This is a genomic window from Thalassobaculum fulvum (assembly GCF_014652915.1).
Lineage (GTDB): Bacteria > Pseudomonadota > Alphaproteobacteria > Thalassobaculales > Thalassobaculaceae > Thalassobaculum_A > Thalassobaculum_A fulvum.
The window spans coordinates 197386-212800 of sequence record NZ_BMZS01000002.1 but is presented as its reverse complement, the minus strand read 5'-3'; the positions used below and the strand labels follow the sequence as shown (position 1 = coordinate 212800).

Below are 15415 nucleotides of genomic sequence, written 5' to 3'. Positions count from 1 at the left end.
CTCAAGCAGTACCCACATTCGAGTCCGACTGCGACCTCCGCGGACGTGTCCGTTCGCGCGCACCCATTAGGGTTGTAGGTTGAATCAAATTTATCCTTCAATAACTGTATAGGACGATTCGGAACGCCGTCTCGTTAAGGGGAGGGGCGCGTGGTACTGCTGATCCGGGAGCGCGAGTACTCCGACGACGCTTGGTCGGTCGACGTCGAGATCGATGGCGCGACCTTCGGGCCGTTCTCGCTCTCCGACCCGTTCGACGCGGGCGATGTGGACCGAGAGTCGGTCCTCGAATGGTATTTCGAGCAGTGGCTGCGCTTTCCGATGCTCGACGGCGCGCGCGCCGACGCGGCGGCGGCCAGCGTTACCGAGTACGGCGAGGCGCTGTTCGGAGCCGTGTTCGCGTCCCGCCCGGTGCAGGCGGCGTACGAGCGCTGGCGCTCGCAGCCGGCGGGTGATCGGCAGATCGTGATCCAGGGCAGCCATGGCTTCCAACGACTGCATTGGGAGTCGCTGCGCGATCCTGATCGTGGGCTCGATCTGGCGACCGAGGTGTCGTTGTCGCGGGCCTCCCGGCGGGCCGGAATCGAGGCGGCCCAGTACGACCGGGACGCCACGACGGTCCGGGTTCTCGTGGTTACCGCCCGGCCGGGCGGAGCCAACGACGTGGGCTATCGCACCATATCGCGCCCGCTGCTGGACGCGCTGTCGAACATCGAGACGCCGGTGCAGGTCGACCTGCTGCGTCCGGGAACCTATGCCGCCCTGGCGCGGCAGTTGGAGGCCCGGCGCGACACGCCTTACCACGTGGTGCACTTCGACCTGCACGGCGCGGTGCTGAGCCACGAGCAGGCGGGACAGGTGCTGTCCGCCGACGGTGTCGCCGGCGACGGGCTGACCATGCGCTATGGCCGCGATCCTTTGAAGGCGTTCGACGGGGTCGAAGGGTTCCTGCTGTTCGAGCCGGAGACGCCGCCGAAGCGCAAGGGCGATCCGACCTGCGACCTGGCGTCGGCCGACGAGGTCGCCAAGCTGCTGGCCCGGCATCGCGTGCCGATCGCGATCCTCAATGCCTGCCAGTCGGGCAAGCAGGTCGGGGACGAGCGCGAGACCAGCCTGGGCGCCCGCCTGCTCGACGCCGGCGCCGGCACCGTGCTTGCCATGGGGTACTCGGTCACGGTCAGTGCCGCGGCGAAGATGATGCCGGTGCTGTACGCCGCCCTGTTCTCCGGCGCCCCGACCGGCGAGGCGGTGCGGCGGGCGCGGCTGGAACTCGCCAACGACCGGAAGCGAAGGGCGTATTTCGACGCGGAGATCGAGCTCCAGGACTGGATCCTGCCGGTGCTCTATCAGCGGGACCAAGTGAAGCTCACGCCGCGGCGGATGTATCCGGACGAGGAGGCCGCCTGGCTGGAGCGACAGAGCCGCCGCCCGGCCGAGCAGCGGACGGCGACCGGGGCGTTTCTTGGCCGCGACCTGGACGTCCTGGCGGTCGAGCGCCGGCTGATCGCGCACAACGTCCTGCTGATCCAGGGCGGCGGCGGCACCGGCAAGACGACGCTGCTGCGCCATCTGGCGAGCTGGTGGGAGCGGACCGGGTGGATCGAGGCGGCGCACTATTTCGGCTATGACGACCGGGCGTGGACCCTGGAGCAGATTCTCGCCTCGCTGGCCGGGTCGCTTCTCCAGGGCGCGGATCTGGCCGCCTTCGCGACCCTGTCGCTGGCGGCCCAGCAGGAGAAGATCACCCGGGCCCTGCGGGCCAAGCGACGGCTGCTGATCCTCGACAATCTGGAATCGGTGGTCGGCGAGGCGTTCGCCATCCGCAACGAGCTGCCGGAGCCGCGGCGCGAGGAGATCCGCGGCTTCCTGGCGAAGCTTGTCGGTGGGGAGAGCCTGGTGTTGCTGGGCGGTCGCGGTGACGTTCCGTGGCTGGACGCGGAGGTGATCGACGGGGCGACCTATCTGTTGCGCGGGCTCGATGCCGAGGCGGCCTCGGAACTGGCGGCGCGGATCTTCGCACGGGCCGGGATCGCACCGGACATGCGATCGGACTCGATGAAGCGGCTGATGCGGCTCCTGGCGGGGCATCCGCTGGCCATGGAGGTCGTGCTCCCGAATCTCGCCCGGCAGAGCCCCGACGAGATCCTGGCCGGCTTGTCGACCGGCGCTGCCGACCTGGACAAGGACGACGCCCGCCGGACCGAGAGCATCCTGGCCTGCGTGGAGTACTCCCACGCCAATCTGTCGCCGGACGCGCAACGGCTGCTGGAATGCCTGGTGCCTTTCAAGGCGGCGATCATGGTTCCGATGCTGAAGCAGTACGTCGAGGAACTCGTGAAGGAGCCGGAGCTGGCGGACCTTCCGGTCGACCGGTGGGAAGACATGCTCGCTCAAGCTAGGAGTTGGGGCCTGCTCCAGCCACATCCCGATCCGCGGGCAGCGGGCGCCGGATACTGCAGCGTGCAGCCGGTGCTGCCATGGTTCCTGGAGCGCCGCCTTGCGGCAGCCGGGCGTGGAGCTACCCGCGCTGCCATCGGCCGTGCGTTCAGGCGTTTCGTCGAGGGCGTTGGTGGAGCGGTGATGTCACTGGCCCGCTCAAAGGAGCCAGCGCAGCGAGCAATCGGAGAGTTGCTTCTGTCGGTGGAGCACGAGACCTTTGTTGCGGCGCTCGAGGGCGCGCTCGCCGACCATGAGCAGATACTGGGTTCTTACGCTCCACTCTCCTTGTACTACGATCGCGCGCAGAACCACCGAGCGGGTGCCGCCATGGCACGCAAGGTGATGGCTGCGCTCGAGACCTACCCGGAGGTAGCGCTGAACGACCGCCTGCGGCTTGAGACGGTTGGCGTGATCGACGATGCCGCCAAGTACCTCCTGAACATGAAGCAACTCGACGAAGCCGGCAGCGCCTACGCCAAGGCGTTGGAAATGTTCGAAGGACTGAGCGAGGAGGCCAAGGCGCAGTTTCCGGCTGGCAGCGCTGGTATCCTTCATCAGCTTGGCGTCGTCGCGTTGGAGCGTCGCGACTATGCCGCAGCCGAGGAAGCCTGCCGCAAGGCATTGGAGATCTACGTTCGCATCGGTGAAGAGAACAAGGCAGCGGGCACCTATCATCAACTCGGTAGAGTGGCGCAGGAGCGTCGTGACTTTGCTGCGGCCGAGGAGGCCTACGGCAAGGCGTTGGAGATCAAGCTTCGCTTCGACGATCAACACTCAGCGGCGTCGACCTACCACCAGCTTGGCAACGTGGCGCAGCTGCGTCGCGACTTTGCCGCGGCCGAGGAGGCCTACCGCAAGGCGTTGGAGATCAAGCTTCGCTTCGACGATCAACATTCAGCGGCATCGACCTACCACCAACTCGGCATCGTGGCGCAGGTGCGCCGCGACTTCGTAACGGCCGAGGAAGCTTACCGCAAGGCGTTAGAGATCTATCTCCACTTCGATGACGAATTTGAGGCAGCGGACACCTATCACCAGCTCGGCACCGTGAGCCAGGCGCAACGCAATGTTGCCGTCGCCGAGGAGTCCTACCGCAAGGCGTTGGAGATCAAACTCCGCTATGGTGATTATCATTCAGCTGCCACGATCTACCACCAGCTCGGCACCGTGGCGCAGGAGCGTCGTGACTTTGCTGCGGCCGAGGAGGCCTACCACAAGGCGTTGGAGATCAAGCTCGGCTTCGACGATCAGCACTCCGCAGCGTCGACCTACCACCAACTCGGCATTGTAGCGCAGGAGCGTTCCGACTTTGCTGCGGCCGAGGAGGCCTACCTTAAGGCGTTGGAGATCAAGCTTCGGTTCGACGATCAGCACTCAGCGGCGTTGACCTATCACCAACTCGGCACAGTAGCGGAGGAGCGTTCCGACTTTGCCGCGGCCGAGGAAGCCTACCGCAAGGCACTGGAGATCAAGCTCCGCTTCGACAATCAGCATTCGGCGGCGGCAACCTATCACCAGCTCGGCACAGTAGCGGTGGAGCGTCGCGACTTTGGTTCGGCCGAGGAAGCCTTCCGGAAGGCATTGGCAATTTACATGCGGTTCGATGATGAGCACAGCGCAGGGATCGTCGTACGAAGCTGTATCCGTCTCGCCCGGGCCGATGCGCCGCGACGAGAAGCCCTGACCGCGATGGTCGCCGAGGTCATCGGGGCCGATGCCGCGCAAGTGGCGGAGCTGTTCGATGCGGTGACTCCCGAAGATTGATCCGGTCGGCAACCGGACCGTGCGACGGAGATCCGCCTGATCGGGACAGGGACGAAATCCGCCCGTTTGCCTACGCTGGCTTGGTGGCGACGACGAACACCGCCTGCTTGCGCGACGGCCGCCAGTGCTCGGCGATCCGGAAGCCTTGGGCCGTCAGCCCGGCCACCAGGTCCCGTTCGGTGAACACGGTCACCCGGGGCAGCAGCCCGAGGGCCCGGCCGACCGGTGCCACCAGCCCGAACCACCGCATGAAGTCGCCGAGGCAGGCGGTGCTGGAGACGAAGCAGCCGCCGGGCTTGAGCAGCCGGTGGACCTTGGCGATGACCGCGTCCCGGTCGTCCAGCAGGTGCAGGATGCTCATGCCGAGGATCGCATCGAAGCTCTCCGGCGCGGCTTCGAGGTCGTCGATGCCGGTGCGCCGGAACGTGACGTTGCCGATCCGCCGGGCCTCGGCCTTGGCCCGGGCGATCTCGAGCATGCGGGCGGAGATGTCGGTCGCCAGGATGCTGCGGACATACGGCGCATGGGCGAGGGCGGTGGATCCCGTGCCGCAGCCGAACTCCAGGACCGCCATGTGCGGGCGCAGGTACTGGCGGGTGATGTCCAGCTTGCGCTGGTAGGCGGCGTCGTCGGCGACCGGCATCCGGGCATAGCGGTCGGCGATCCGGTCCCAGAACCGGGCGGAGCGTGGCGTGGCGGCGTTCTCGGCGTCGAGGGCGGTCATGGTGCGACGATCCCGGTAGGTCGGCGGTTCGGTCTGCGGCGTCGTAATCCCACGGCGAGCGAATAGAAATTGACCGGATCGGCTGATCCATTATGCATTTATGCATGGATTGGCGTTCCGTGAAGTTCGACTGGAACCGGGCCCGGGCGTTCCTGGTCACGGCCGAGGAGGGTTCGCTCTCCGCCGCCGCGCGCGCGCTCGGCATGGCGCAGCCGACGCTGGGACGGCAGGTCGCCGCCCTGGAGGAGGAACTCGGGGTCGTGCTGTTCGAGCGGGTCGGCCGCGGCCTGACCCTGACCCGCAACGGCCTGGAACTGGTCGAGCACGTCCGGGCGATGGGCGACGCCGCCGGCCGGGTGTCGCTGACGGCATCCGGCCAGTCCCAGGCGATCGCCGGGACCGTCCGGATCACCGCCACCGAGGTCATGTCGGCGTTCATCCTGCCGGCGATCGTCGCCCGGCTGCGCCTCACCGAGCCGGCGATCGAGGTCGAACTCGTCGCGACCAACAGCCTGCGCGACCTGCGGCGCCGCGAGGCCGACATCGCCATCCGGACCGCCCGGCCGACCGATCCCGACCTGATCGCCCGGAAACTGGGCAACGAGACCGCGGAACTCTTCGCCGCGCATCGATACCTCGACCGCGTCGGCGAACTGGCCACCCCGGAGGCGCTGTCGCGGGCGGAGTTCGTCGGGTTCGAGGAGAACGAGCCGTTCCTGGACGGCCTCAACGCCCTGGGGCTGACGCTGTCGGCGCGCAACTTCCCGGTGCTGTGCGGGACCCAGCTGGTCCAGTGGGAACTGGTCAAGCACGGGGCCGGCATCGGGGTCATGGTATCGCGGATCGGCGACGCCGAGCCGCTGGTGCGCCGGGCGGCTCCGTGGCTGCCACCGTTCGGGTACGAGGTCTGGCTGGTGGCGCACCGGGAACTGAACACCAGCCGGCGCGTCCGCCTGGTGTTCGACCGGCTTGCCGACGAGCTGCGTTGCCTGCGGCGCGCCGAACCCTAGCCGGTGACGGCGGGCTCCGATGCGGCGGCGGCGACGGCGCGGGCCAGCACGGTCGCGCCGTGCTCGACCTCCGCCCAGTCGGTCCACTCGTCGGGGGAATGGCTGACGCCGCCTCGCGACGGGACGAAGATCAGGCCGGCCGGCAGGTGGCGGGCGAAGGTCTGGGCGTCGTGACCGGCACCGGACGGCATGGTCCGGGCGGCGCCGGCGATTGTCGCCAGCCGACCGGCGATAGCCGGGTCCATGGCGGTCGGCGGCAGCCAGCTCTGCTCCGCGATCGCGACGCCGAGGCCGTGGGCGGCGGCGGCCCGTTCGATCTCGGCCCGGCAGGCGTCCGCCACCGCGCGCATCACCGCCTCGTCGACGTCGCGGCCGATCAGCGAGAACACCGCCCGGCCGGCGATGCTGTGCGGAAAGTTCGGGCTCAGCGCGACCTTGCCGACGGTCAGCCGGGTGTCCGGGCCGCCGTGGCGCGCCAGGATGCCGTCGATCGCCGCCCCGAACCCCGCCATCCCGCGGAAGGCGTCGCGGCGCAGGTCCATCGGCGTGGTCCCGGAGTGGTTGGCCTCGCCGTTCAGCGTGACTGTCCAGTTGAACACCCCGGACACCGCGTCGACCACGCCGATCCGGTCGCCGGAGGCCTCGAGTACCGGGCCCTGCTCGACATGCAGCTCCAGGAAGGCGGCGATCTCCCGCCGCCGGTCGGCTGACGCGGCAGCGGCCGGATCGAGGCCCTGGGCGCGCATCGCGTCGACGAGCCGGACGCCGCCGTCGTCGACCGCCGCGGCGATCCAGTCCGGCCCGACCTCGCCGCAGATCGCCTGGCTGCCGAGCATGCCGCCGAACCGGCCCTCCTCGTCGGCGGTGGCGACCACCTCGACCGGGCGGACCGGCCGCAGCCCGGCGTCGCGCATCGCCCGCACCGCCTCCAGCGCGGCGCAGACCCCGAGGGTGCCGTCGAGCGGGCCGCCGTGCGGGACGGTGTCGAGGTGCGAGCCGGCCAGCAGCGCCGGGCCGGCACCCGCCTCCCAGCGCCCGAACACGTTGCCGACGGCGTCCATCCGGGGGGCCAGGCCGGCCTCCTCGATGCGGCCGAGCAGCCAGCGCCGGCCCGCCATGTCGGCGTCGGAGAAGCTGATCCGGTTGATGCCCGGCATGCCGTCGATCCGGCCGATCGCGTTGACCGCATCGATGTCGGCGCGCAGGCGTCCGGCATCGATCGCGAGGGAGGCGGTGGCGGTTTTCGCCCTGGATTCAGTCATCAAGCCCAACCGTCGCGGCGGACGGTTCCTTCCGGATTCATTGATCACGATCAATTTTTGACCAATTGGAATTTATCATGAATAATTAACCAAAGTCCAACCGGGCCGGGTCTCGACAGGAGGATTGCCGATGCTCACCACCTTCCGCCGGATCGCCGCCGCGGCGGTCACCCTCGCAGCGCTCGGCGGCTTCGCCGGGCCGGTCGCGGCGCAGACGCCCCCGGGCGTGCTGGTCGTCGCCCAGATCGCCGAGCCGAAGTCGCTGGACCCGCACGCCGTCACCGCGGTCAACGACTTCCGGATCCTGATGAACGTCTATGACGGGCTGGTGCGCTACAAGTCCGGCACCCTGGCGGTCGAGCCGGCCCTGGCGACCGGCTGGACGATCAGCGACGACGGCAAGGTCTACACCTTCAGCCTGCGCGACGGGGTGACGTTCCACGACGGCACGCCGCTCGACGCGGCGGCGGTCAAGTTCAACTTCGACCGCATGCTGGACGAGAACAACCCGTATCACGACACCGGACCGTTCCCGCTCAGCTTCTTCTTCAGCGCGGTCGACACGGTCGCGGCGCCGGATCCGAGGACGGTGGTGTTCAACCTGAAGGAGCCGTACGCGCCGTTCCTGTCCAACCTGGCCTACCCGACCGGGCTGATCGTCTCGCCGGCGGCGGTGAAAAAGCACGGCAAGGACTTCGGTCGTCATCCGGTCGGCACCGGGCCGTTCCGGTTCGTCGAGTGGGAGTCGAACGCCAAGGTCGTGGTCGAGGCCAACCCGGACTACTGGGACGGCGCGCCGGACCTGCAGGCCGTGGTGTTCCGGCCGATCACCGACGCCAACACCCGGGTCGCCGAAATGCTGTCCGGCGGGATCGACATGATGGTCGAGGTGCCGCCGGACAACCTCGCGACCTTCGACCAGGATCCCGGCTTCACGGTCAGCGAGCAGGCCGGCCCGCATCTGTGGTTCTTGATCCTGAACGCCAAGGAAGGTCCGATGGCCGACAAGCGGGTCCGGCAGGCGGTCAACTACGCGATCGACAAGAAGGCGCTGGTCGACAACGTGCTGCAGGGCACCGCCGAGGTCGCCGCCGGCCCGACCCCGCCGGCCTTCGCCTGGGCCTACGACCAGACGCTGCAGCCCTATCCCTACGACCCGGACAAGGCGAAGTCGCTGCTGAAGGCGGCCGGCGCCGAGGGCGCGGACCTGACCTTCTACGTCACCGAGGGCGGCTCCGGCATGCTCGACCCGGTCGCCATGGGCTCGGCGATCCAGGCCGATCTCGCCGCGGTCGGCCTGGACGTGAAGATCGAGACCTACGAGTGGAACACCTTCCTCGGCAAGGTGAACCCCGGCCTCGAGGGCAAGGCCGACATGGCCGAGATGGCGTGGATGACCAACGATCCGGACACCCTGCCGTATCTCGCCCTGCGCACCGACGCGTTCCCGGACAAGGGCGGCTTCAACTCGGGCTACTACTCCAACCCGAAGGTCGACGAGCTGCTGGAGCAGGCCCGGCGCGAGACCGACCAGGACAAGCGTGCCGCGCTGTACCGGCAGATGCAGGAGATCGTGCACGACGACGCGCCCTGGGCGTTCATCGCCAACTGGAAGCAGAACGCGGTGACCAGCGCCCGGGTCCAGGGCTTCGAGCTGCAGCCGTCGTTCTTCCTGCTGCTGCACGGCGTCGAGAAGGGCTGAGCGGGGCTGCCGATGACGGCAATGCGCCCGTCGCTTCGTGGGTTCCGGATGTGGCCCCTCGAGCAAGTCGAGGGGCCACTCCGGAATGACGACAGGAGGGAGTTGCCGGACGGCGTATCCTTCTATTCCGTCATTCCGGACGAGACGGGTCGCGCAGGCGGGCCGGATCGAGCCGGAACCTACCCGCCGCCGCGCGCCGTGACGTTAGGATAGCCGCCGCATGTGGAGCTACATCGGCAAGCGCCTGGTCGTCGCCGTCCCGATCCTGTTCGGGCTGTCGGTCATCGTGTTCGCGATGATGGCGATGATCCCGGGCGACCCGGCGACCGCGATCCTCGGCAGCTACGCCACGCCGGAGAACATCGCCCGGCTGAACCGCCAGCTCGGCCTCGACCAGCCGCTGGTGCAGCAGTACTTCACCTGGCTCGGCAACCTGCTGCAGGGCGACCTGGGACGCAGCTACGCCCTGAACCGGCCGGTCGCCGACGAGGTGTTCGAGCGGTTCGGCGCCACCCTGGTGCTGGCCGGCAGCGCGCTGCTGCTGTGCGCGGTGCTCGGGCTGATCGCCGGGATCGCCGCGGCGGTCCGGCAGTTCGGCTGGACCGACCGGGTCGTCACCTTCCTGGTGCTGGTCGGCATCTCGACCCCGTCGTTCTGGCTCGGCCTGCTGCTGATCATGCTGTTCGCCGTGCAGCTGCGCTGGCTGCCGGCGTCCGGGATGTTCGCGATCTACGGCGGCGGCGACCTGCCCGACCTGCTGGCCCACCTGGCCATGCCGGCGGTCACCCTCGCGGTGGTGGCGACCGCGGTGATCGCCCGGCTGACCCGGGCGGCGATGCTGGAGGTGCTGCGCCAGGACTATATCCGCACCGCCCGCGCCAAGGGCCTGTCGGAGCGCCGCGTCGTCTACTGGCACGCGTTCAAGGCCGCCCTGGTGGCGGTGATCCCGGTCATCGGCATCCAGGCCGGCTTCGTGCTCGGCGGTGCCGTCTACATCGAGACCGTGTTCCAGTGGCCGGGCATCGGCCGGATGCTGGTCAACGCCATCGCCACCCGCGACCTGCTGCTGGTGCAGGGCGGGGTGCTGGTGGTGGCGGCCAGCTACGTGCTGTTCAATCTGCTGGCCGACGTCGCCCAGACGCTGGTCGACCCGAGGCTGCGCTGATGGTGTCGCTCGCCCTCGGCCGGCGGTCCGCAGCGGCGGCGAGCGGCCGGCCGTCGCCGTTCCGGCTGCTGGTCGCGAACCGGCTGTCGGCGCTCGGCCTGGCGGTCCTGGTGGCGATCGCCGCGCTGGCGGTGCTGACGCCGCTGCTGCCGCTGCCCGACCCCGACGTCACCGACCCGGCCCAGCGCCTGCTGCGGCCCGGCGCGGAAGGCGCCCTGCTCGGCACCGACCATCTGGGCCGCGACATCCTCTCGCGGCTGCTGTGGGGGACCCGGGTGTCGATCCTGGTCGGGCTGTCGGCGACCGCGATCGCCGCGCTCGCCGGCTCGCTGATCGGGCTGGTGGCCGGCTATGCCGGCGGCGCGACGGACAGCGTGCTGATGCGCGGGATCGACCTGGTGATGGCGTTCCCCTACATCCTGCTGGCGCTCGGGATCGTCGCGGTGCTCGGGCCCGGCCTGCTGAATGCGCTGTACGCCATCGCGATCGTCAACGTGCCGTTCTTCGCCCGCAACATCCGCGGCATCACCCTCGGTCTCGCGCGCCGCGAGTTCGTCGACGCCGCCCGGCTGTCCGGCGCGTCGCATCCTGCGGTGCTGTTCGGCGAGGTGCTGCCGAACGTGCTGCCGACCATCGTGGTGACCATGTCGACCACCGTCGGCTGGATGATCCTGGAGACCGCCGGGCTGTCGTTCCTCGGCCTCGGCGCCCAGCCGCCGCAGGCCGATCTCGGCTCGATGCTCGGCGAGGGCCGCAAGCTGCTGTTCACCGCACCGCATGTCTCGGTGATCCCTGGGCTGATGATCTTCGCCCTGGTGATGAGCATCAATCTGGTCGGCGACGGTATCCGCGACGTGCTCGACCCGCGCCTGAAGTCCGGCGCCCTGGCGGCCCCGGGGGCGGCCACCGCGGTGCGGCGCGATACGATCCCGGACGCCCCGGCGCCGGGCCCGGTGCTGGCGGTCGACGGCCTGCGCACCGAGTTCCGCACCGGCGACCGGGTCTACAAGGCGGTCGGCGGGGTCGACCTGACGCTGGCGCCGGGCGAGCGGGTCGGGCTGGTCGGCGAGTCCGGCTCCGGCAAGTCGGTCACCGCGCTGTCGCTGCTGCGCCTGGTGCCGACGCCGCCGGGCACCATCACCGGCGGCCGCGTGACCATCGGCGGCGACGACCAGCTGGCTGCCTCGGACGAGGCGCTGCGCCGGCTGCGCGGCGGCCGGGTGGCCTATGTGTTCCAGGACCCCCTGACCACCCTGCACCCGCTGTTCACCGTCGGTGACCAGGTGATGGAGGCGGTGCGGGCGCACCAGCCGCTTTCGGCCCGCGCGGCCCGGGCCAGGGCCATCGAGCTGCTGGAGCGGGTGCAGATCCCCTCGGCCGCAGCCCGGTTCGACGCCTATCCGCACGAGCTGTCGGGCGGCATGCGCCAGCGGGTCTGCATTGCCATGGCGCTGGCCAACGACCCGGAGCTGATCGTCGCCGACGAGCCGACGACGGCGCTCGACGTCACCGTGCAGGCCCAGGTCCTGAAGCTGCTGCGCAGCCTGTCCGAGGAACGCGGCTCGGCCGTCCTGTTCATCACCCACGATTTCGGCGTGGTGTCGGAGCTGTGCGACCGGGTGGCGGTGATGTACGCCGGCCGGATCGTCGAGATCGGCCCGACCGCCGAGGTCCTGGCCGCGCCGGCCCATCCCTACACGGCGAAGCTGATCGACTGCGTGCCGGTGCTCGGCCAGCCGGAGCGGCGGCTGGACGCCATCGAGGGGCTGCCGCCGGCGGTCGACCGGCTGCCCGAGGGCTGTGCCTTCGCCGAGCGCTGCCCGTTCGCCGAGGCGCGCTGCCGGGATGGTGACATCTCCCTCGACAACCTGTCCGGCGACCCGCTGTCCGGCGACCCGCTGTCCGGCGACCGCGCCGCCCGCTGCGTCAAGCCGCTGTGGGGCGAGGCGTGAGCTGGGCGCTGGAGGCCGAGGGCCTGACCCGCACCTTCGGTGGCGGCCGCACCCTGCTCGGCCGGCGCCGGCCGGCGGTGCACGCGGTGCAGGGCGCCGACCTGGCGGTCCGCGAGGGCGAGACCCTGGGAGTGGTCGGCGAATCCGGCTGCGGCAAGTCGACCCTGGCGCGCATGCTGGTCGGGCTGGACCGGCCGACCGAGGGCACCATAAGCATCGGCGGCCAGGATACCGCCGAACCGGCGCGCGGCGACCGCAGGGCGCTGGCCCGCCGGGTACAGTACGTGTTCCAGGACCCGGTGGCGTCGCTGAACCCGCGCAAGACCATCCGCCAGACGCTGGAGGCGCCGATGCGCCGGCTGCTCGGGCTCGACGCGGCGGCGCGCCGGCAGCGGCTCGCCGAGCTGATGGCGGCGGTCAGCCTGCGCGAGGAGTTCCTCGACCGCTATCCGCACGAGTTCTCCGGCGGTCAGGCCCAGCGCATCGGGATCGCCCGGGCGCTGGCCGCCGACGCCCGGGTGATCGTGCTCGACGAGCCGGTCTCGGCCCTCGACGTGTCGGTCCAGGCCCAGGTCCTGAACCTGCTCGACCGCCTGAAGCGCGAATTCGGCTTGACCTACGTCTTCATCAGCCACGATCTGAGCGTCATCGAAAGCGTATGCGACCGGGTGGCGGTGATGTATTTCGGGCGGATCGTCGAACTCGGCACGGCGCGCGAGCTGTTCGCCCGGCCGCGCCACCCGTACACCGCGCTGCTCATGCGCTCGGCACCGACGCCGGGTGGCCGTCGGATCGAGGCCGAGGCCGAGCCGGCCGAGCTGCCGGACCCGCTGAACCCCCCGGCCGGCTGCGCCTTCGCCTCGCGTTGCCCGCGCGCCGACGCCACCTGCCGCGACCGCCGCCCGCCGCTGGAGCCGAACGGCGGGAGCCTCGCCGCCTGCTGGCACCCGCTGGATGCAACGGCCCCGGCTGGAGCGGATTTGGGCGACCATGGCTGACGAGGCGGCTCCGAAGCCGCTGATGGCGTCCCGGCAGCGCCGGCGCGAGACCATCAGCGAGCAGATCAAGGACATGATCTACGAGCGCGGCCTGCGGCCCGGCGAGCGGCTGCCGGCCGAGCGCGAGCTGATGGAGCGGTTCCGGGCGTCCAAGGGCTCGATCCGCGAGGCGCTGAGCGCACTGCGCTCGCAGGGCCTGATCCGCACCCGCACCGGGCCCGGCGGCGGGGTGTTCCTGACCGAGATCGGCCCGCAACGGGCGATGGCGCTGCTGTCCAACTACTTCCTGTTCCGCACGCCGTCGATCACCGACATCTACGACGTGCGCTGCGAACTTGAACCGGAACTGGCGGCGTCGGTCGCCGGCCAGCTCTCCGAGGCCGACTTTGCCCGGCTCGAGCGGACCATGCGGGTCTACGACGCACCGCCGGGCACCGGCGAGGAGGAGTACGCCCAGCGCATGGCCGAGCTCGACTTCCACAGCGTCCTGGCCGAGCTGTGCCCGAACCCGGTGCTCGGGCTGTTCTGCGGCTTCCTGCAGACCCTGCTACGCGAGATGGTGGTGTGCCGGCGGATCTACGACGCCCCGCACCCGACGCTGCGCGACACCGCGCTGCACTACCAGATCCGGCTGATGCGGGTGCTGAAGTCGGGCGACGCGGCGGCGGCCCGCGAGATCATGGCCGAGCACATGGTGGCGGCGCGGGACTACATGGTGCGGATGGAGGCCAGCATCGCCGGCCGGTTCCTGCGGGCCGACGGCGACCGCGGCTAGGCCGAGGGACGGGCCGGCACACCGGGCGTGGCCGCCTCGTCGTCGACCAGATGGCGCAGCAGCCAGACGCAGCGTTCCAGCACGCCGGTCATCTGGTAGACGAAGCCCAGGTCCTCGGTCTCGATCAGGTCGTCGGATCGCCCCACCTTCTCGCGCAGCCGCCGCAGGATGCCCGACCGGTCGTCGGTGAGGGCGCGCGCCAGGGCGAGGTCGTCGCCGGAGCGGTCGTCGCCTAGCGCCTCGCCGACCGCGGTGACCAGCGCGTGCAGGCTCTCCGACATGGCGTCGACGATCGGGGCGATCGCCGGAGAGGTCGCGGCCACGTGGGCCAGCACGGCGAACTCCGACAGCGCGGCGTTCAGCTCCATCAGCGCGTTGGTCCGGATCATTGCCCGGGTCGCCCGGGCCACCGGCCGGCGCTCGTGGCTGCGGTCGATCAGGTCGGTCGCGAACCGGTCGATCGCCTGCCCGAGGGCGGCGATGCCCCGGGTCGTCGCTTCGGCCCGCCCGGTCGCGGTCCCGCGGTTCTCCGGCAGCGCCGACTCCACGACCAGGGCGAGATGCGGGACGATCCGGTCCTGCTCGCGCCGGATCAGGTCGAGGGCGGTCTCCGGGTCGACCGCGTCGGCGTCGAACAGGTAGCGCGGCGCCGCCAGTGCCTCGTCGCCGTCCGGCCGGTGCCTGACCAGCGCGGTGAGCCGCGGCCCGATCCAGATCCAGAGGCAGACCCCGGTAAGTACCTGCAGTGCGAGGTATAGGACGGCCAGGCCGAAGGCGTCGGTTGGGTGCAACAGACTGCCGACTGCCTCCGCGAGTGCGGTTGCGTCACCGACAGACGCCAGCAGCCCGGCGACTGCGACCACGGCGGCGGCGAGCCTCGGGACGATCTGGGCGTTGACGAGCTGCCGGACCGTGCCGCCGAGCCGGCGGAGCAGGACCAGCTCGGCGAGCGTCGAGCCGGCGAGGGCGCCGGCCAGGGCGAGGGCAGCAGCCGCCGGGGCCAGCACGCCGGGCTCGACGACGGCGATCACCAGGATCGCCGCGTGCCAGGCGGACACGGTCAGCCCGCCGAGAACGGCGCCGATGAGCAGGGCGGCCGGCGGTGTGGCGAGGATGGCGAGCCAGTCGCTGGCGCCCGGAGCGGCAGCCAGGGCCTCGCCGCCGAACCGCGCCGTCACCAGCCCGATGAACAGGATGATGGTGGCCAGGACCGCCTCGCCGGCGAACTGGGCCTGGTCCGCGTGCCGGATGTCGAGCAGGAACAGGATGGCGGCGACGGTCAGGACGCCGATCCCCATCGTGTAGGGGGCGATGGGGACCAGGAACACCAGGAACGCCGTTCCGACCGCGGCACCGCACAGCAGCGCCAGCACCCGCGACGGGCGTGCGCCCTCGGTCGACAGCAGGCCGCCGGCGGTCAGGGTGATGGTGCCGGCGTTGCGGGCGACCGCCCCGACCGCGAGGCCGGCCAGCCAGGGGGTGAGGGTGCCGCCGATGCCGCTTCTGACCACGGCGTCGAGGCGCCGGCTGGCCAGCCGGCGATAGCTGTAGGCGAGCAGCCTGAGTCCGGCGTAGATCAGGCCGAGCCCGGCCAGAACGGTGATCGCGTACTGCATGGCGCTGC

General features: G+C 70.4%; 10 protein-coding genes. 7 read left to right on the top strand and 3 right to left on the bottom strand.

All coding sequences use genetic code 11. The annotated features are described in order from the left end of the window. The first annotated feature begins 150 nt into the window (after positions 1 to 150). Positions 151 to 4203 carry a tetratricopeptide repeat protein gene (locus IE246_RS04145; RefSeq protein ID WP_189987679.1) on the top strand — a complete coding sequence of 1351 codons (4053 nt, stop codon included), beginning with the start codon at positions 151 to 153 and terminating at the stop codon, positions 4201 to 4203. Between the two features lie 70 nt (positions 4204 to 4273). On the opposite strand, the gene IE246_RS04140 is transcribed toward IE246_RS04145, so the two are convergent. Then, positions 4274 to 4927, bottom strand: a complete 654-nt coding sequence (locus tag IE246_RS04140) for a class I SAM-dependent methyltransferase (protein WP_189987678.1) — start codon at positions 4925 to 4927, stop codon at positions 4274 to 4276. Between the two features lie 119 nt (positions 4928 to 5046). On the opposite strand from IE246_RS04140, the gene IE246_RS04135 reads away from it, so the two are divergent. Then, a complete protein-coding gene (locus tag IE246_RS04135; protein ID WP_229836366.1) occupies positions 5047 to 5937 on the top strand; it encodes a LysR family transcriptional regulator in 891 nt (296 codons plus the stop codon). On the opposite strand, the gene IE246_RS04130 is transcribed toward IE246_RS04135, so the two are convergent. Next, on the bottom strand, positions 5934 to 7199 hold the full coding sequence (locus tag IE246_RS04130; protein ID WP_189987676.1) for a Zn-dependent hydrolase: 1266 nt from the start codon (positions 7197 to 7199) through the stop codon (positions 5934 to 5936). The two genes, IE246_RS04135 and IE246_RS04130, sit on opposite strands and share 4 nt — an antisense overlap. Before the next feature lie 130 nt (positions 7200 to 7329). Between IE246_RS04130 and IE246_RS04125 the strand changes: the two genes are divergently transcribed. From IE246_RS04125 to IE246_RS04105, 5 genes are all read left to right on the top strand, one after another. Beyond that, positions 7330 to 8901: an ABC transporter substrate-binding protein gene (locus IE246_RS04125; RefSeq protein ID WP_189987675.1), complete on the top strand. Its 1572-nt coding sequence runs from the start codon at positions 7330 to 7332 to the stop codon at positions 8899 to 8901. Between the two features lie 220 nt (positions 8902 to 9121). Further along, complete coding sequence (locus IE246_RS04120) at positions 9122 to 10066, top strand: ABC transporter permease (RefSeq protein ID WP_189987674.1); 945 nt, start codon at positions 9122 to 9124, stop codon at positions 10064 to 10066. Then, the gene (locus IE246_RS04115) at positions 10066 to 12018 is read left to right on the top strand and encodes a dipeptide/oligopeptide/nickel ABC transporter permease/ATP-binding protein (RefSeq protein WP_189987673.1); all 1953 of its coding nucleotides are present in this window, start codon (positions 10066 to 10068) and stop codon (positions 12016 to 12018) included. Before IE246_RS04120 ends, IE246_RS04115 begins: the two co-directional genes overlap by 1 nt. Then, positions 12015 to 13016 (top strand): ABC transporter ATP-binding protein, encoded by a 1002-nt coding sequence (locus IE246_RS04110; protein ID WP_189987672.1) that lies wholly within the window; start codon positions 12015 to 12017, stop codon positions 13014 to 13016. The genes IE246_RS04115 and IE246_RS04110 overlap by 4 nt, the downstream gene beginning before the upstream one ends. Then, positions 13009 to 13791, top strand: a complete 783-nt coding sequence (locus IE246_RS04105; RefSeq protein ID WP_189987671.1) for a FadR/GntR family transcriptional regulator — start codon at positions 13009 to 13011, stop codon at positions 13789 to 13791. The genes IE246_RS04110 and IE246_RS04105 overlap by 8 nt, the downstream gene beginning before the upstream one ends. On the opposite strand, the gene IE246_RS04100 is transcribed toward IE246_RS04105, so the two are convergent. Beyond that, the gene (locus IE246_RS04100; RefSeq protein ID WP_189987670.1) at positions 13788 to 15407 is read right to left on the bottom strand and encodes a Na/Pi cotransporter family protein; all 1620 of its coding nucleotides are present in this window, start codon (positions 15405 to 15407) and stop codon (positions 13788 to 13790) included. The two genes, IE246_RS04105 and IE246_RS04100, sit on opposite strands and share 4 nt — an antisense overlap. Positions 15408 to 15415: the final 8 nt, after the last annotated feature.